Genomic DNA, 17,608 nt, shown 5'->3' with positions numbered 1-17,608 from the left:
CAATATGGAAATGCCCCGGCTTATCGGGGCATTTTTATTTGTGCAACTCAATAATTGGTTTTTGTTGTAGGACTAGTCTGTTGTCGATGTGCGGTTTGGCATTTATTTGCTGATGTTTCTCTATTACATCTTTGGTCACAACTGATCGACCGCGTGCTTATTCTCGTTCTTGTTATTGGCGCGAGCTGGTTGTTAAAGTTGCCCGATGTAATGTTTCGGTTGAAACATTCCGATATGTTCAAGCCATCGATGGCACTTGAATTCCCCAGTAATCAGTGTTGATAAAATCAGCCGGTTCACCCGTCGAGCCCAGGTAAACGCTCGCCTCGTGAATACTTAGCCAAGAATAATCCACATGATTGAGCTCGATTTCTACGGCACGCTCGTGGCCGCTTCTTTAGTACTACTGCTCGGACGCGGACTTGTTGCGCGTGTCGGCTTTCTGCGAAGTTACAATATTCCTGAACCGGTAGCGGGTGGCCTGGTGGTTGCTGTGCTCCTGTTGATATTGCGTACGTTCGATATTGAAGTTCGCTTCGATACATCATTGCAAACACCGTTGATGTTGGCGTTCTTTGCCACGATTGGCTTGAGTGCCGACCTTGCCAGCCTGAAAAAGGGCGGGCGCATCGTCGGCATCTTCCTGCTGGCGGTCATTGGCTTGCTGGTGGTGCAGAACGCCATGGGCATCGGATTGGCAACCTTGCTCGGACTCGATCCTTTAATGGGCTTGCTGACGGGTTCGATCACATTGGCCGGAGGCCACGGTACGGGCGCCGCATGGGGCGCGGTATTCAGCGAGAAATATGGCCTGGCCTCGGCTTCGGAACTGGCGCTGGCCTCAGCGACGTTCGGTCTGGTGCTCGGTGGGCTGATCGGTGGTCCCGTCGCGCGGTTGCTGATCAAGCGCGTGCAAGTGCCGGGCTGCAGTCCCCAGCAAGCGCCGCGACTGCCGAAAGGCTTTGAACAGCCAAACAAGGAACGCTCGATCACGCCGTTTTCGTTCGTCGAGACGCTGGCGCTTATTGCCGTCAGCCTGCTCGCAGGCAACCTTCTAAATGGCTTGCTGCATGGCACTGCATTCGAACTGCCGACGTTTGTTTGCGTGCTGTTTGTGGGTGTGGTGTTGCGCAACAGTCTGTCAGCGCTTGGCTTGTATCAGGTATTCGAGCGCGAAGTTTCCGTGCTCGGCAATGTCAGCCTCTCGCTGTTTCTGGCGATCGCGCTGATGTCGCTGAAGCTTTGGGATCTGGCGGCGTTGGCATTGCCGATCTTTATCATTCTGGCCGTGCAGGCGCTGGTCATGGCGCTGTTCGCTATTTTCGTGACGTTCCGGGTGATGGGCAGCAACTACGATGCCGCAGTGCTGGCTGCGGGACATTGCGGCTTCGGTCTGGGCGCCACGCCTACGGCCATTGCCAACATGCAAGCGGTGACGCAGCGCTATGGCCCTTCGCAGATCGCGTTTCTGGTGGTGCCGATGGTAGGAGCGTTCTTCATCGATATCGTTAACGTCATCGTGATCAAGTTGTACCTGACCTTGCCATTCTTCGCGGCCGTCTAGACAGCCGGCGCATAAAAAATGCCCGCATCTCACGATGCGGGCATTTTTTTTGGCTGCGAGGACGCTTAGATGGTCAGCGTCCAGTCGTAGTCGACGATCAACGGCGCGTGCTGCGAGAACCGTGGCTGACGCGGCAGGCGTGCACTGCGCACCGAGCGACGCAGGCCCGGGGTCAGGATCTGATAATCGAAACGCCAGCCCAGATTGAGCATCTCGGCCTGTTCGTTATCCGGCCACCAGCTGTACTGGTCGCCTTCGCGGCTGACTTCGCGCAGCGCATCGACATAGCCCATGTTGCCGACAATCTCGTCCATCCAGGCGCGCTCCGGCGCCAGGAAGCCTGGAGATTGCTGGCTGTCTCGCCAGTTCTTGATGTCGAGTTTCTGCTGCGCAACGTACAGCGAGCCACAATAAATGTACTCGCGACGTTTGCGTCGCTGTTTGTCCAGGTACTTGCCGAAATCGTCCATGAGCTTGAACTTCTGGTTCAAGTCTTCATCGCCGTTCATCCCCGAAGGAAACAGCAAGGTGGCAATACTGACTTTGTCGAAATCTGCTTGCAGGTAGCGCCCGTAGCGGTCGGCCGTCTCGAAACCGAGACCGCTGATGACAGCCTTCGGTTGCAACCGCGAATACAAAGCCACGCCGCCTTGGGCAGGGACTTCAGCATCGCAGGCATAAAGGAAGTAGCCATCCAGTTGGAAGGCTGGGTCATCCAGTTCAAAGGCGGAGGCACGGGTGTCCTGCAGGCAGATGACGTCGGCATTCTGGGCTTGCAGCCAACTGAGCAAACCGCGCTCGACTGCCGCCTGAATACCATTGACGTTCACACTGATGATCCGCATAAATGGCCCCAAAAATCGCGTGCGTGTATGATACACGGCGTCAAGCTAATTAGCTAAATCCGTGGTATTTGGGGTTTTTTTCATGCAAGCGTATCAGCGCGATTTCATTCGTTTTGCCATCGATCGCGGCGTTTTGCGCTTCGGTGAGTTCACCCTGAAGTCCGGGCGCACCAGTCCCTACTTCTTCAATGCCGGCCTGTTCAACTCCGGTTCGGCCCTGGCGCAGCTGGGGCGTTTCTACGCCGCCGCCATCGCCGAAAGCGGCATCTCCTTCGACGTCCTGTTTGGCCCAGCTTATAAAGGCATTCCGCTGGCGGCCACGACCGCCGTTGCGCTGGCCGAACATCACGGCCGTGACCTGCCATGGTGCTTCAACCGCAAGGAAGCCAAGGCCCACGGCGAGGGCGGCAGCCTGGTTGGCGCACCGCTGACTGGCGAAGTCTTGATCATTGACGACGTAATCACCGCCGGCACCGCGATTCGTGAAGTGATGCAGATCATCGCTTCTCAGGACGGCGCCAAGGCCGCCGGTGTGCTGATCGCACTGAACCGTCAGGAGCGTGGCAACGGCGAGTTGTCGGCAATCCAGGAAGTCGAGCGCGACTTCGGCATCCCGGTGATCAGCATTGTCTCGCTGAATCAGGTGCTGGAGTTCCTCGCCGACGATCCGCAGCTCAAACAGCATTTGCCAGCCGTGGAAGCGTACCGCGCGCAGTTTGGCGTGTGACCAATATGGGAGCGAGCCTGCTCGCGAATGGCCGTCACCTGTCAGCGATGTGAGGCACATTAGGCGTTCGCGAGCAGGCTCGCTCCCACAGAAAAAAGACCCGGTTCAGGCAGGCTGAACCGGGTCTTTTTTTGTTGGCGATCAACGCAGATTTCGCCATTTCATCAGCAGTCTCAGCGCCAATGCAGCGTTCACTAGCGCAAACACCAGCAGCGCAACCACCACCATCACGTACAACGTGCGATCCACATCGAAATCCCAAAGCTCCAGCGTGCTGCTGCGCATGATCCCGACTGCTGCCGGCAAGTTAACGTAAAACAGCGCCACGAAAGCGCACGTCAATGGCAATGCTCGCCAGTAGAAAGCAGCCATCACCTTGTCTCGACTGCGCTTGCGGCCCTGCGAACCTTTTTGAAATTCATCCTCAGCCAGCGCTTCATTGAGCGCCGGCCACGCCAGATTGAACATGAACGTGGTCAGGGTCAGCAGCAAGCCACTGACCGCGACGATGTCACTGAACGGCATTCAGACCCAGCGTTGCACAGAGCAATGCGTGGGAATCTTCGCTGATCTCGAACTGCCCGGCGCTGCCCTTGCGTTTGGTGATGGGTTTGAAGGTCGGCTCGTTCTGGGTGATGAGCATGTTCAATTCATCGCGGATCACGTCCGAGCTGATCACCACCAGAAACACGTTTTGCGCATGCTCGGCGGACTGGATTACGGCGCGCATGCTGTGCTGCAGGATGTCGTCGAGCTGGTTGCGAAAACGCGAAACGGTGTTTTTCAACAGGGTTTTGCTTTGGCTCTGGGTCAGCTGAAAGATCGTCGAGATCTGCGATTCGGTCGGCAGGGTTTGCCCGAAGTAACTCTGAATCAGATACAGCAGGCGATCTTGCTTGGCTTCGTCGGCCCGGCTGGGCATGCCGCCCTCGACCAGCATTTTCAGGTATTCGGTCAGGCTGGCTTTGGCGATGCGCTCCAGCGCATGGGCGATTTCAGCGTCGCCGATGCGCAAGGTCTTTTTCACCGGTTCCTTCTGTTCCTGCTCGAAAGCGTCGGCGTCGATCGTGAACGAGATCTGCATGAGTCGCCGCTCCGGTTATTTGTCGCTGGCGGCTGGGTAGGGATCCTGGGGTGCATCTCCTTGGCCGGTGAGCACTTTCCAGCCCTTGAGTGGGTGAGAGGCTTCGGTGAAGTCAGGGCAGGGCGGCATCGAAGTCTGCGAAGGGGCTGAATATTCTCGGCCGCAGTCCACGCAGGCGTAAGTGCCAGCCGAAATGTCACTGCCGTAAGGAACGCTGTTTTTTTGCATGGGAAGATCTCCGTTGGATGAGGGGAAGATCCTATGGAGATTTATTCTGAAGGGATGTCGGACGTTTCGCTGTGTGGAGTCAGGCTTTTCCTGCGCGCATAAAAAGATCGCAGCCTTCGTCAGTTCCTACAAAAGCGGATTCTCGCGTGTGCGAAATCCCTGTAGGAGCTGTTGAAGGCTGCGATCTTTTGCTTTCAGCGATCAGCCATCAAGGACGCTTGCGATTACTGATCAGCGTGCCCACACCGGTATCAGTGAAGATTTCCAGCAGGATCGCGTTCGGCACACGACCGTCGATGATCAACGAACTACCTACGCCACCCTGAACCGCTTCCAGTGCGCAGCGGATCTTCGGCAGCATGCCGCCGTAGATCGTGCCATCGGCGATCAGGTCGTCGACCTGCTGCGTGCTCAGGCCGGTCAACACGGTGCCCGACTTGTCCATCAGGCCGGCAATGTTGGTCAGCAGCATCAGCTTTTCAGCTTTCAGTGCTTCGGCAACCTTGCCCGCCACCAGGTCGGCGTTGATGTTGTACGACTCGCCGCTCTCACCGACGCCAATCGGCGCGATGACCGGGATGAAGTTGCCTTTGACCAGCAGGTTCAGCAGTTCGGTGTTGATGCCGACGACTTCGCCAACGTGGCCGATGTCGATGATTTCCGGCTGAGTCATCTCCGGGGTCTGGCGGGAAACGGTGAGCTTCTTCGCGCGAATCAGCCCGGCATCCTTACCGGTCAGGCCGATGGCGCTGCCGCCATGGCGGTTGATCAGGTTGACGATGCTTTTGTTGACCTGACCGCCAAGGACCATTTCCACCACGTCCATGGTCGCCGCGTCGGTGACGCGCATGCCGTCGACGAAATGGCTTTCGATCGACAGGCGCTTGAGCAGATCACCGATCTGCGGGCCGCCACCGTGCACGACCACCGGGTTGATGCCCACGGCTTTCATCAGCACGATGTCGCGGGCGAAGCCGGTTTTCAGCTCCTCGCTTTCCATCGCGTTGCCGCCGTATTTGATCACCAGGGTCTTGCCGACATAGCGTCGGATGTAAGGCAGCGCTTCGGACAGGACCTTGGCAGTGTTGGCGGCGGCTTCGCGTTCGAGGGTCATTCAGGGCTCCGGGTGGATCAGAACGGTAGTTGGAGATCAGGTGCAACGCGTTTCAGTTGGGCGTGGAACACATCCTTGATGCGCTGCAATTCAGCCTCGTCATCGGCCTCGAAGCGCAGCACCAGCACCGGTGTGGTGTTGGACGCGCGCACCAGGCCCCAGCCTTTGGCGTAATCAACCCGCACGCCGTCGATGGTGGTCAGGTCGGCGCCTTCGCCCCACTGAGCATCGTGCAGTGCATCAATGATGCTGAATTTGCTCTCTTCGGTCACATGGATATTGATTTCCGGCGTGGAAATATCGTTCGGGAAGGTCGCAAACAGCTCTTCCGCGGTGGATTTTTCCTTGCTGAGGATCTCCAGCAGACGTGCGGCGCTGTAGATGCCGTCGTCGAAACCGAACCAGCGCTCCTTGAAGAAGATGTGCCCGCTCATTTCGCCGGCCAACAGCGCGCCGGATTGCTTCATTTTCTTTTTGATCAACGAGTGACCGGTCTTCCACATTAGCGGCCGACCGCCGTATTCCTTGATCAGTGGCACCAGGCGACGGGTGCATTTAACGTCGAAGATGATTTCCGCGTCCGGGTTACGCGCCACTACGTCGCGAGCGAACAGCATCAGCAGACGATCCGGGTAGACGATACTGCCGGTGTTGGTCACCACGCCGACGCGGTCGCCGTCACCGTCGAAGGCCAGACCGATATCGGCGTTGGTTTCCTTGACCTTGGCGATCAGGTCGACAAGGTTTTCCGGTTTGCCCGGATCCGGGTGATGGTTAGGGAAGTTGCCGTCGACTTCGCAGAACAGCGGGATGACTTCGCAGTTCAGCGCTTCGATCAGTTGCGGGGCGATCACACCGGCCGCGCCGTTGCCGCAGTCGACCACGACTTTCAGGCGACGAGCGAGTTTGATGTCCTGGACGATTTCGGTGTTGTAGCGGTCGAGGATTTCGACCTGAGTGACGCTGCCCTGGCCGCTGCTCAGGTCATTGTTCTTGATGCGTTCGTGGAGCACCTGAATCTGTTCGTTGGCCAGGGTGTCGCCGGCGATGACGATTTTGAAACCGTTGTAGTTCGACGGATTGTGGCTACCGGTGAGCATCACCCCGGACTTGCCGGCCAGCACGTTGGCGGCGTAATACAGCGCTGGCGTTGGCACCAGACCGACATCGCTGACGTGGCAACCGCTCTCGGCGATGCCGCGAATGAGTTCCGCGACCAGCTCCGGGCCGGACAGGCGGCCGTCGCGACCGACCGACACATTCGGTTCGCCCTGGGCCAGGCTCTGCGAGCCGATGGCACGGCCGATCCAGTAGGCGGTTTCGCCGTTGAGGAATTCCGGCACGGTGCCACGAATGTCGTAGGCGCGGAAAATGCTGTCAGGCAGCTTCGGGGCGATCTTGGCGGGGGTGCTCATCTGTGGACATGCTCCATCTCGAAAAGGGCGGGACAGACCGGCGAATGATTCGACGGCAGGCTCAAACTGAAGGGTATGACGGCGTTTTCCACAGAGAGTTCGTGCTATGAAAGGGCCATGACGCCTCGACTGGCGTGGCTTTCGGCCGGCAAAACCTTGAATTACGGTGTTAAAACCTGCTGCCGATGTAGCGCATTTTTTGTGGCGAGGGGATAAACCCCCTCACCACCATAATTTCTATCCGGTTATTTGGTGCCAGTGTGGCCAAAGCCGCCGGTACCGCGCTCGGTCTCGACAAACTCTTCAACCATTTCGAAATGCGCCTGAACCACCGGCACGAGCACCAATTGCGCCAGGCGTTCGCCGACAGTCATGGTGAAGTCGCTCTGGCCGCGGTTCCAGCAGGAAACCATCAGCGGGCCCTGGTAATCGGAGTCGATCAGGCCGACCAGATTGCCCAGCACGATGCCGTGTTTGTGGCCCATGCCCGAGCGCGGCAGGATCAGCGCGGCGAGATTCGGGTCGCCGATATAGACCGACAGGCCGGTGGGAATCAGCACGGTTTCACCCGGTTTGATCACGATGTCCTGTTCCAGCATGGCGCGCAGGTCGAGGCCGGCGGAGCCCGGCGTGGCGTATTGCGGCAGCGGGAATTCGGTACCGATGCGTGGATCGAGGATCTTGGCTTGCAAAGCGTGCATGTAAATTAAACCTGGTTCAGACGTTCGGCGATAAAAGTGACCAGTTGGCGAGCGATCTTGCTCTTGCTGGTCTGGGCGAAAACCGTGGCGTGCAGCTCACGGTCGATGACGCTGCAGGCGTTTTCTTCGCTGTTGAAACCGATGCTCGGGTTGGCGACGTCGTTGGCGACGATCAGATCGAGATTCTTGTCCTTCAGCTTGCGTGCAGCGTAGTCGAGCAGGTGTTCGGTTTCGGCAGCGAAGCCGACACTGAACGGACGGTCGGGACGGGTCGCGATGGTGGCCAGGATGTCCGGGTTGCGCACCATTTGCAGGACGAAGCCGTCACCGCTCGTAGGATCTTTCTTGAGTTTGTGCGGGGCGACGACTTCAGGGCGGTAATCCGCCACCGCTGCCGACGAGATGAACACATCGCAAGGCATGGCCGATTCGCAGGCGGCGAGCATGTCGCGGGCGCTGACCACATCGATCCGCGTCACGCGATCCGGCGTCGGCAGGTGCACCGGGCCGCTGATCAACGTCACACGGGCGCCGGCTTCCACGGCTGCTTCGGCGAGGGCAAAACCCATTTTGCCGGAGCTGTGGTTGGTGATGTAACGCACCGGGTCGATGTTTTCCTGAGTCGGGCCGGCGGTGATCACCACATGCTTGCCGGTCAGGGCCTGGCGCTGGAAGCAATCGGCGGCGAGCAGTGCCAGATCGGTGGCTTCCATCATGCGGCCCATGCCGACGTCGCCGCAGGCCTGGCTGCCCGAGGCCGGGCCGAAAGTCTTCAGGCCACGGCTCTCCAACAGTTGCAGGTTGGCCTGGGTCGCCGGGTCGCGCCACATCGCCTGGTTCATCGCTGGTGCGACGGCAACCACGGCATCAGTGGCCAGCACCAGCGTGGTCAGCAGATCGTTGGCAATGCCTTGGGCCAGACGGGCGATCAGGTCGGCGGTGGCCGGGGCGATCAGCACCAGATCGGCCCATTTCGCCAGCTCGATATGGCCCATGGCGGCTTCGGCGGCAGGGTCGAGCAAGTCGAGGTGAACCGGGTGGCCCGACAGGGCCTGCATGGTCAGCGGGGTAATGAATTCGGCGCCGCCATGGGTCATGACCACGCGCACTTCGGCACCCTGGTCGATCAGGCGGCGAACCAGATCGGCGCTCTTGTAGGCCGCAATGCCGCCGCCGACGCCCAGAACGATGCGTTTCCGATACAGCCGCTGCATAGGTCTGCCTTTCATTTCGTTGATGACTGCGGTGCGATGCCCCTCCCCAGGGTTGAATCGACCGCCAAAAAGATGGGCTACGATATCACAGCGACCGCTACGGAACAGCGGCGCCCACAGACAAGGAGGTGCTATGAGTATTCGCGATTGGCCGGCGGCGGAACGGCCGCGGGAAAGGCTGTTGGAACACGGCGCAGGGAGTCTTTCGGACGCTGAGCTGTTGGCGATTTTTCTGCGCACCGGATTGCCCGGAAAAAGCGCAGTCGACCTTGCCAGACATCTGCTGACGCAATTCGGTGGCCTGCGTTTGCTGCTCGAGGCCGATCAGGACGCATTCAGCAAACAATTGGGCCTCGGCCCGGCCAAGTTCGCCCAACTGCAAGCCGCGCAGGAAATGAGCAAGCGCCATCTGGCCGAGCGCTCACGGCAGAAACCGGCGCTGGAGAACCCTCAGGTCGTCCGCGATTACCTCAAGGCGATGCTGCGGCATGAGCCGCACGAGGTGTTCGGCTGCCTGTTTCTCGATTCGAAACATCAGGTGCTGAATTTCGAGGCGCTGTTTCGCGGCTCGATCGACAACACCAGCGTGCACCCCCGGGAGGTGGTGAAGCGCGCGCTGGCCAATAACGCCGCAGCGGTGATCTTGTGTCACAACCATCCGTCCGGCAACACCGATCCGAGTCAGGCCGATCGGCTGCTGACCAAGCGCCTGCAGAAAGCGCTGGAGCTGATTGACGTGCGAGTGCTCGATCACTTCATCGTCGGAGACGGCGAACCGCTGTCGATGGCGGAGTGTGGCTGGATGTAGTTCTCGGCGCCAATTCTGGACCTTGTGGGAGCGAGCCTGCTCGCGAAGGCGTTGTATCAGTCAGCATCATTGTTTGCTGACAGACCGCTTTCGCGAGCAGGCTCGCTCCCACAGATTGTTTCCATCCACGGGTTGTATGTCAGGCAGGTTATTTGAGGCTGATCTTGGAATAATCCTGCCGGCCAAACGGGCTGACGGAATAACCCTGAACATCCTTGCGCGTCAAAGCGTAAGCCGTCGGGTGCGCCAGTGGCAGCCACAACGCCTGCTGCTGGATCTGTGCCTGTGCCTGTTCATACAGCTTGGTGCGCACGCCTTGCTCGCTGGTGGTCTTGCCGGCGCTGATCAGCTTGTCCAGATCGGCGTTGCAGTACCGCGCGAAGTTGGTCCCGGATTTCACCGCCGCGCAGGAAAACTGCGGGGTGAGGAAGTTGTCCGGGTCGCCGTTGTCGCCGGCCCAGCCCATGAACAGCAGGTCGTGTTCGCCGGCCTTGGCGCGGCGAATCAGTTCGCCCCACTCGATCACGCGGATCTCCGCCTGGATGCCGATCTCGGCCAGATCCGACTGCAGCATCTGCGCGCCGAGACTTGGGTTCGGGTTGAGCAGGCTGCCTGATGGACGCGTCCAGATTGTGGTCTGGAAGCCATCCTTCAAGCCGGCCTTGGCCAGCAGCGCCTTGGCTTTGGCCACGTCGTGTGGATAGCCCGGCAGGTTCTTGGCATAGCTCCAGGTGTTCGGCGGGTACGGGCCGTTGGCCGCTTCGGCGGTGTCTTCGAACACGGCTTTGATGTAGTTGGCCTTGTCGAAAGCGAGGTTGATCGCCTGGCGCACTTCCGGTTTGTCCAGTGGCGGATGCTGGCTGTTGATGCCCACGAAAGCGGTCATGAAGGCGTCAGTCTTTTCGACTTTCAGCGTCGGCTCCTTCAGCGCAGCCTGTACGTCCAGTGGTTTTGGCGACAGGGCGATCTGGCATTCGTTGCGCCGCAGCTTTTGCAGGCGAACGTTGGCGTCCGGTGTGATGGCGAAAATCAACGGGTCGACGGCAGGCTTGCCACGGAAATAGTCCGGATTGGCCTTGTAGCGAATCGCCGCGTCTTTCTGGAAGCGATTGAACACGAACGGGCCGGTGCCGATTGGCTGGCTGTTGAGTTTGTCCGTGGCGCCGGCCTTCATCAGTTTGTCGGCATATTCGGCGGAATAGATCGAGGCGAAGCCCATGCTCAGGGTCGCGAGGAAGGTCGAATCCGGATGGTCGAGGGTAAAGCGCACGGTCAGCGGGTCGAGGGCGTCGATCTTCTTGATCAGGGTCGGCAGTTGCATCGACTGCGCATGGGGGAAGCCGCTCTGGGCGACTTTGTGCCAGGGGTTGGCCGGGTCGAGCATGCGGTCGAAGCTGAATTTGACGTCTTCAGCACTTAGTTCGCGGCTCGGCTTGAAATAATCGGTTGTATGAAATTTCACCTGCGGGTGCAGCTTGAACACGTAGGTCAGGCCGTCGGTGCTGACTTCCCAGCTGTCGGCCAGGCTCGGGATGACCTTGCCACTGGCGGTGTCGAAATCCACCAAGCGGTTCATCAGTACGTCAGCCGAAGCATTGGTGGTGGTCAGCGAGTTGTACTGCACCACGTCGAACCCTTCGGGACTGGCCTCGGTACACACGCTCAACGCAGCGGCCTGGGCGAGGGGGCTCAGCAACAGCGGAGCGAGTAACAGGGGTAGGGCAGCGAGGCGCATGGTCGGTTTCCTTTACAGATCGAAGGCCCATCTGCAAGTGCAGTCTGGAAAAGTCCTACCCTAGAGCTCTGAATTGCAAATGACTATCCCCTTTTTGCATTTTCAGGCGCACTCTTGAGCGGTTTCGAGCGTGGGGAGCCAGATGAAAAGTCTGAATCGGCTGCAGGGCGGGATTTCTGCGACGAGTGGTCAAAACTGGCCGCAGCCTTTGTCCAAGGCGTCTGCGGCGGAAAAAATCGCCCTTTTGCCGATTGATTGCACACCGATTGTTGTTGCACCCCGGTCTTTCTGGTATAAAGCAGCGCTCTTTTCTAGGGGCCCGGTTCCTTCACTGTAGGTGTAGCCGGTAAGACCTCTAAAGAAACGCGGCGCCTGGCGCCAAATGACTGAGAGATTAAGCGGCCAACCCATGCCGGGTTGGGCATGTGGTTTTAGAGGGCTGAGGCATGTCGAGAGTATGTCAAGTTACCGGTAAGGGTCCGGTGACTGGGAATAACATTTCCCACGCAAACAACAAAACCCGTCGTCGTTTCCTGCCGAACCTGCAGCATCACCGCTTCTGGGTTGAAGAAGAGAAACGTTTTGTGCGTCTGCGCGTATCTGCCAAAGGCATGCGTATCATCGACAAGCGTGGCATCACTGTCGTGCTCGCCGAACTTCGCCGCGATGGCAAGATTTAAGGGAGCTAATCATGCGTGAATTGATTCGTTTGATCTCGAGCGCCGGTACTGGTCACTTCTACACTACCGACAAGAACAAGCGTACTACCCCGGACAAAATCGAGATCAAGAAATATGATCCGGTTGTTCGCAAGCACGTGATGTACAAGGAAGGCAAAATCAAGTAATTGATTTTTCCTGACTGCGAAAAAGGCCCGTATCGTGAGATGCGGGCCTTTTTTGTTTGCCTTGCATTTGGTGTTGCCTGTCCTGCACTCCCACAATGGAATACGTTCGAATGTGGGAGCGAGCCTGCTCGCGAAGAGGGCGGTGAAATCAGCGCAAAGACTCAAGCCTTCTGTTCAAAGATCACATAAACCTTGCGGCAAGCCTCCAGCACTTCCCAGGTGCCGCGAAACCCCGCCGGGATCACGAAGCGATCGCCAACGCGCAAGGTCTTGGCATTGCCATCGCTGTCACGCAATACCGAAACCCCCTGCAGAATCTCGCAGTACTCATGTTCGGTGTAATTAACCGTCCACTGACCCACCGCGCCTTCCCACACACCCACGCCCATTTGCCCACAAGGGCTTTCGTATTGATGAAACACCGCCTGCTCAGGATCGCCCTTTAGCACTTTCGCCGGGTCCGGCCGATAGCGCTCGGCTTCGCTGCTGGCGAGGCTGATGTCGACGACGTTCTGGATGTTCATTGTTGTTTTCTCCGCTAGTGACGGCGCATTGGCTGGAATGGGCCAAAGTCTATGTTTATTAAAATGAACACCGCAAGGCCGTATGGCCAGCTTATGTCAAATATATTGAAACAAACCCGGTCGCTGGTTTAGGGTGGCGGGTGCCTCGGGCCGAAAGTGCAGGCTGGCCGGGCAGAATTCTTGAACAGCGCCGCAGCGCTTGCGGCGCTCGTATTCAATAAGAGGAGGACACCCGAATGACCACCCTGACTCGTGCCGACTGGGAACAACGCGCCCGCGATCTGAAAATCGAAGGCCGCGCCTTCCTGAATGGCGAATACACTGACGCCGTCTCCGGCGAAACCTTCGAATGCATCAGCCCGGTCGATGGCCGCCTGCTCGGCAAGATCGCCAGCTGTGACGCCGCCGACGCCGACCGTGCTGTAGAAAACGCCCGCGCTACTTTCAATTCCGGCGTCTGGTCGCGCCTGGCGCCGACCAAGCGCAAAGCCACCATGATCCGCTTCGCCAGCCTGCTGAAACAGCATGCCGAAGAACTGGCGCTGCTGGAAACCCTCGACATGGGCAAGCCGATCAGCGATTCGCTGTACATCGACGTACCGGGCGCAGCGCAGGCGTTGAGCTGGAGCGGCGAAGCGATCGACAAGATCTACGACGAAGTTGCCGCCACCCCGCATGACCAACTAGGTCTGGTGACCCGTGAGCCGGTGGGCGTGGTTGGCGCTATCGTGCCGTGGAACTTCCCGCTGATGATGGCTTGCTGGAAGCTCGGCCCGGCGCTGTCGACCGGTAACTCGGTGATCCTCAAGCCGTCGGAAAAGTCGCCGCTGACTGCCATCCGCATCGCTGCGCTGGCCATTGAAGCCGGGATTCCGAAAGGCGTGCTCAACGTGCTGCCGGGCTATGGCCACACCGTCGGCAAGGCGCTGGGTCTGCACAATGACGTCGACACGCTGGTGTTCACCGGTTCGACCAAGATTGCCAAGCAACTCATGGTCTATGCCGGCGAATCGAACATGAAGCGCGTCTGGCTGGAAGCCGGCGGCAAGAGCCCGAACATCGTCTTCGCCGATGCGCCGGATCTGCAGGCCGCCGCTGAATCCGCCGCCAGCGCCATCGCCTTCAACCAGGGCGAAGTGTGCACCGCCGGTTCGCGCCTGCTGGTCGAGCGTTCGATCAAGGACAAATTCCTGCCAATGGTGATCGAGGCGCTGAAAGCCTGGAAGCCGGGCAATCCGCTGGACCCGGCGACCAACGTCGGTGCGCTGGTCGATACCCAGCAGATGAACACCGTGCTGTCGTACATCGAATCCGGCCATAGCGATGGCGCTAAACTGGTCGCCGGCGGCAAGCGCATCCTCCAGGAGACCGGTGGCACTTACGTCGAGCCAACCATTTTCGATGGTGTGAGCAACGCGATGAAGATTGCCCAGGAAGAGATTTTCGGCCCGGTGTTGTCGGTGATCGCTTTCGACAGCGCCGAAGAAGCCATCCAGATCGCCAACGACACGCCATACGGTCTGGCCGCAGCGGTGTGGACCCAGGACATCTCCAAGGCGCACCTGACCGCCAAAGCCTTGCGCGCCGGTAGCGTGTGGGTCAACCAGTACGATGGCGGCGACATGACCGCGCCGTTCGGTGGCTTCAAACAGTCGGGCAACGGTCGCGACAAATCGCTGCATGCCTTCGACAAGTACACCGAGCTGAAGGCCACGTGGATCAAGCTGTGATTCATTAAGAGAGCCTGAGTTAATCAGGCTCTCGAACCTACAGAGATCCCCTGTGGGAGCGAGCCTCTGTGGAGAGGGGATTTATCCCCGTTCGGCTGCGAAGCAGTCGCTAAACCATTGCACGCGGTGTACCTGGTACATCGTGGATGCAGGTTTTGGGGCCGCTGCGCGACCCAACGGGGATAAATCCCCTCGCCACAGGGGCTCGCTCCCACAGTGATTTTGTGGTGCATATAAAAATATCCACAGGAGCGTGGAACATGCGGTGGGCGACGTATTTCGCCGTGTTGGCGTCTGTCTTGAGTGTCGGCCTGGCCCTGGGGGTCAGCATGCCGCTGGTGTCGTTGCGCCTGGAGGGCTGGGGCTACGGCTCGTTCGCCATCGGTGTGATGGCAGCCATGCCGGCAATCGGCGTGCTGCTGGGGGCGAAGATTTCCAGCCACCTCGCCGCGTATTTCGGCACGGCGAACCTGATGCGTCTGTGCCTGTGGGCCGGGGCATTGTCGATCGGCCTGCTGGCGCTGTTGCCGAGTTACCCGATCTGGTTGCTGCTGCGGTTGCTGATCGGGGTGATCCTGACCATCGTGTTCATTCTCGGCGAGAGCTGGATCAATCAATTGGTGGTCGAGCAGTGGCGCGGGCGTCTGGTAGCGCTGTATGGCAGCAGCTATGCGCTGAGCCAACTGTCCGGTCCGTTGCTGCTGGGGGCGCTCGGTACCGAGCATGATTACGGTTTCTGGGTCGGGGTCGGTCTGCTGACGCTCTCGCCCCTTCTGCTGCTGGGGCGCAGCGGGGCGCCAAGCAGTGAGGCCAACAGCGTCACGTTTGGCGATCTATGGGGCTTCGCCCGCGAGTTGCCGGCGATTGCCTGGGCGGTGTCGTTGTTCGCCGCGTTCGAGGCGATGATCCTGACACTGCTGCCGGTGTACTGCCTGCAACAAGGGTTCACCGCCGAAATCGCGCTGGCCATGGTCAGCACTGTGGTGGTCGGCGATGCGCTGCTGCAATTGCCGATCGGCGCGTTGGCCGATTACCTGTCGCGGCGCACGCTGTTCGCCGGATGCGCGGTGGTGTTGATGCTGTCGAGTCTGGCCATTCCGATGTTGCTCGACACGCTGCTGATCTGGCCGTTGTGGGTGCTGTTCGGCGCCAGTGCCGGCGGCTTGTTCACCCTGTCGCTGATTCTGATTGGCGAGCGTTATCGAGACGATGCGCTGGTTCGCGCCAATGCGCATATCGCGCAATTGTGGGGTGTCGGTTGTCTGGTCGGGCCGCTGGCGGCAGGGGCGGGAAGTCAGTGGATCAATGGGCATGCGTTGCCACTGTTGATGGCGGCTGGGGCGTTTGGTCTGGTGCTTTTGTTGTTGCGCCAAGGCGCCTTCGGCAAGGTCCAGACTGCTTGAGATCAAAAGATCGCAGCCTTCGGCAGCTCCTACAGGGCAAACGCATTTCCGAATGTAGGAGCTGCCGAAGGCTGCGATCTTTGCTTTTTACAGCATCCGCTCTAGGCCGACGCTGGTGCTGAACCACGAGTTGAAGCGCCGCCACCAGCTCCCCGGCTCCTTGGTCAGAGTGTGCATCTGGCCGTTGTCCTCGGTGACCCAGACGACCTTGCCGTCCTCGAGTTTCGCCTGATAACTCAAGGTCGGCGCCATGCCTTGCAATGCCAGTGCGCGCACATGCTCGGCCAGTTCCGGGCTGTCGACGAGCACGCCGACTTCGGTGTTCCACAGCACCGAGCGCGGGTCGAAGTTGAACGAACCGATAAACGATTTGCGCCGGTCGAAGATCATCGCCTTGCTGTGCAAACTCGAATCCGAACCGCGAAACGACTTGCTGTAGAACACCCGCGGCCCGCTGCCATAGTTATCCCCAGGCTGGCGGCGCAGTTCATAGAGTTTCACCCCGTGTTCAAGCAACGCCTTGCGATAAGGCGCGTAACCGCCATGCACCGCCGGCACGTCAGTGGCCTCCAGTGAATTGGTCAGCAGGCTCACGGAGACCCCGGCATCGGCGCGCCCGGTCAGGTAGACCAGCCCCGGCTGGCCGGGCACGAAGTAGGCGGAAATCATGATCAGCTCTTTGCTGACGCCGGTCAGTTCCGGCGCCAGCTGCGTGGTCAGCAGCAGATGCGGATCCGGTTCGCCCTTGGACAGGACCTTGCTCGGCGCGTCCCACAAGGCCTGGTTCCAGGCCCAGATCAACTCTTTACGCCAGATGTCCATGCGCGGGTCGGTTGTGAACTTCATCAACTGTTGATAGAGCGCGTGGTTCTGCTTGCGGGTTTCTTCCAGTGATTCTTCCAGGCGCGTGCGCGTGTTTTCCAGGTCGGCGGCGGTCGGCTGGCTGGAGAGGAATTCGTCGATCGGCTTGCTCAGCGCGCTGTTCCAGTACTGGTCGAAACTGTGTCCGAGCTGTTCGGCCACCGGGCCGATGCTGAGCATGTCGATGTCGGTGAAATTCAGGTTGGGTTCGGCGTCGAAATATTCATCGCCCAGATTGCGCCCGCCGACGATGGCCGCGCTGTTGTCCGCCAGCCACAACTTGTTGTGCATGCGCCGATGCTGCACGGACAGATTGAACAGTCGCCCGGCCGCGCGCGTTACGCCGGTGCTGCGCCCCAGGTGCAACGGATTGAACAAACGAATCTGGATCTGCGGATGTGCCGCCAGGGTGGCGATGATCTGGTCGAGGCCGTCGCTGGTGGTGTCGTCGAGCAGGATGCGCACGCGCACGCCACGGTCGGCAGCCTTGAGCACTTCCTCCACCAACATCCGCGTGCTGATGCCGTCGTGGACGATGTAGTATTGCAAATCGAGGCTGACCTGGGCATGGCGAATCAGCTCGGCCCGGGCGGTAAAGGCCTCACCGCTGTCCGAGAGCAGACGAAACCCCGATTGCCCTTTGTAGGGCGCGGCCTGAGCCTGAATCGAACGGCCGAAGCTGGAGTCCGACGCCGGCAGGGCCTGGCTTGGTTCGCGCGGCACATCGAGGCTGGCGCAGCCGCTGAGGAACGAGGCGAGTATCAGTGAAGCGAGTAAGGGCTGTCTGAAGCTCACGTAGGATCGTTCC

The 17,608-nt window shown here is 59.5% G+C and carries 16 protein-coding genes and 1 pseudogene; 7 read left to right on the top strand and 10 right to left on the bottom strand.

What is annotated here, in order from left to right:
* Positions 1–355: 355 nt before the first annotated feature.
* Positions 356–1,564 carry a sodium/glutamate symporter gene (gltS, locus tag OK411_RS00415; protein WP_264364246.1) on the top strand — a complete coding sequence of 403 codons (1,209 nt, stop codon included), beginning with the start codon at positions 356–358 and terminating at the stop codon, positions 1,562–1,564.
* A 65-nt stretch (positions 1,565–1,629) separates the two neighbouring features.
* On the opposite strand, the gene OK411_RS00410 is transcribed toward gltS, so the two are convergent.
* Positions 1,630–2,409, bottom strand: coding sequence for an exodeoxyribonuclease III (locus tag OK411_RS00410; protein WP_016772543.1), 780 nt, complete (start codon positions 2,407–2,409; stop codon positions 1,630–1,632).
* Between the two features lie 82 nt (positions 2,410–2,491).
* Between OK411_RS00410 and pyrE the strand changes: the two genes are divergently transcribed.
* Positions 2,492–3,136 carry an orotate phosphoribosyltransferase gene (gene pyrE / locus OK411_RS00405; RefSeq protein ID WP_016772544.1) on the top strand — a complete coding sequence of 215 codons (645 nt, stop codon included), beginning with the start codon at positions 2,492–2,494 and terminating at the stop codon, positions 3,134–3,136.
* A gap of 141 nt (positions 3,137–3,277) precedes the next feature.
* Here the strand turns inward: pyrE and OK411_RS00400 are convergent, their stop codons facing one another.
* From OK411_RS00400 to coaBC, 6 genes and pseudogenes are all read right to left on the bottom strand, one after another.
* Positions 3,278–3,661 carry a hypothetical protein gene (locus tag OK411_RS00400; RefSeq protein ID WP_125916843.1) on the bottom strand — a complete coding sequence of 128 codons (384 nt, stop codon included), beginning with the start codon at positions 3,659–3,661 and terminating at the stop codon, positions 3,278–3,280.
* Positions 3,648–4,220 (bottom strand): hypothetical protein, encoded by a 573-nt coding sequence (locus tag OK411_RS00395; RefSeq protein ID WP_016772546.1) that lies wholly within the window; start codon positions 4,218–4,220, stop codon positions 3,648–3,650. Before OK411_RS00395 ends, OK411_RS00400 begins: the two co-directional genes overlap by 14 nt.
* 436 nt (positions 4,221–4,656) lie before the next feature.
* Positions 4,657–5,562 carry an acetylglutamate kinase gene (gene argB, locus OK411_RS00390; RefSeq protein WP_264364245.1) on the bottom strand — a complete coding sequence of 302 codons (906 nt, stop codon included), beginning with the start codon at positions 5,560–5,562 and terminating at the stop codon, positions 4,657–4,659.
* Between the two features lie 17 nt (positions 5,563–5,579).
* Positions 5,580–6,983, bottom strand: a pseudogene (locus tag OK411_RS00385) (phosphomannomutase/phosphoglucomutase); the annotation flags it as partial.
* A 239-nt stretch (positions 6,984–7,222) separates the two neighbouring features.
* Positions 7,223–7,678, bottom strand: a complete 456-nt coding sequence (gene dut, locus OK411_RS00380) for a dUTP diphosphatase (protein WP_016772550.1) — start codon at positions 7,676–7,678, stop codon at positions 7,223–7,225.
* Positions 7,679–7,683: 5 nt separating this feature from the next.
* Complete coding sequence (gene coaBC / locus OK411_RS00375) at positions 7,684–8,892, bottom strand: bifunctional phosphopantothenoylcysteine decarboxylase/phosphopantothenate--cysteine ligase CoaBC (RefSeq protein ID WP_016772551.1); 1,209 nt, start codon at positions 8,890–8,892, stop codon at positions 7,684–7,686.
* Between the two features lie 133 nt (positions 8,893–9,025).
* Here coaBC and radC point away from each other — a divergent pair, with 133 nt between their 5' ends.
* Complete coding sequence (gene radC, locus OK411_RS00370; protein ID WP_041476636.1) at positions 9,026–9,700, top strand: RadC family protein; 675 nt, start codon at positions 9,026–9,028, stop codon at positions 9,698–9,700.
* Between the two features lie 148 nt (positions 9,701–9,848).
* On the opposite strand, the gene OK411_RS00365 is transcribed toward radC, so the two are convergent.
* Positions 9,849–11,435 (bottom strand): ABC transporter substrate-binding protein, encoded by a 1,587-nt coding sequence (locus OK411_RS00365; protein WP_130901949.1) that lies wholly within the window; start codon positions 11,433–11,435, stop codon positions 9,849–9,851.
* A 446-nt stretch (positions 11,436–11,881) separates the two neighbouring features.
* On the opposite strand from OK411_RS00365, the gene rpmB reads away from it, so the two are divergent.
* Together rpmB and rpmG are read left to right on the top strand one after the other, a co-directional pair.
* Complete coding sequence (gene rpmB, locus OK411_RS00360) at positions 11,882–12,115, top strand: 50S ribosomal protein L28 (protein ID WP_007920377.1); 234 nt, start codon at positions 11,882–11,884, stop codon at positions 12,113–12,115.
* 11 nt (positions 12,116–12,126) lie between these two features.
* Positions 12,127–12,282, top strand: a complete 156-nt coding sequence (gene rpmG, locus OK411_RS00355) for a 50S ribosomal protein L33 (RefSeq protein ID WP_016772554.1) — start codon at positions 12,127–12,129, stop codon at positions 12,280–12,282.
* Positions 12,283–12,443: 161 nt separating this feature from the next.
* Here rpmG and OK411_RS00350 read toward each other — a convergent pair whose 3' ends face one another.
* Entirely contained in the window at positions 12,444–12,806 is a 363-nt protein-coding gene (locus OK411_RS00350) for a cupin domain-containing protein (protein ID WP_071172114.1), read from the bottom strand.
* 236 nt (positions 12,807–13,042) lie between these two features.
* Between OK411_RS00350 and OK411_RS00345 the strand changes: the two genes are divergently transcribed.
* Both OK411_RS00345 and OK411_RS00340 read left to right on the top strand, forming a co-directional pair.
* Positions 13,043–14,536, top strand: coding sequence for an aldehyde dehydrogenase (locus OK411_RS00345; RefSeq protein ID WP_016772556.1), 1,494 nt, complete (start codon positions 13,043–13,045; stop codon positions 14,534–14,536).
* 260 nt (positions 14,537–14,796) lie between these two features.
* Complete coding sequence (locus tag OK411_RS00340; RefSeq protein ID WP_136493181.1) at positions 14,797–15,939, top strand: MFS transporter; 1,143 nt, start codon at positions 14,797–14,799, stop codon at positions 15,937–15,939.
* A gap of 87 nt (positions 15,940–16,026) precedes the next feature.
* Here OK411_RS00340 and OK411_RS00335 read toward each other — a convergent pair whose 3' ends face one another.
* Complete coding sequence (locus OK411_RS00335; RefSeq protein WP_024014795.1) at positions 16,027–17,595, bottom strand: phospholipase D family protein; 1,569 nt, start codon at positions 17,593–17,595, stop codon at positions 16,027–16,029.
* Positions 17,596–17,608: the final 13 nt, after the last annotated feature.

Source organism: Pseudomonas sp. RG1 (assembly GCF_025910115.1).
Lineage (GTDB): Bacteria > Pseudomonadota > Gammaproteobacteria > Pseudomonadales > Pseudomonadaceae > Aquipseudomonas > Aquipseudomonas atacamensis.
The sequence above is the reverse complement of the archived record's forward strand: the minus strand, read 5'-3'. Positions and strand labels throughout refer to the sequence as shown.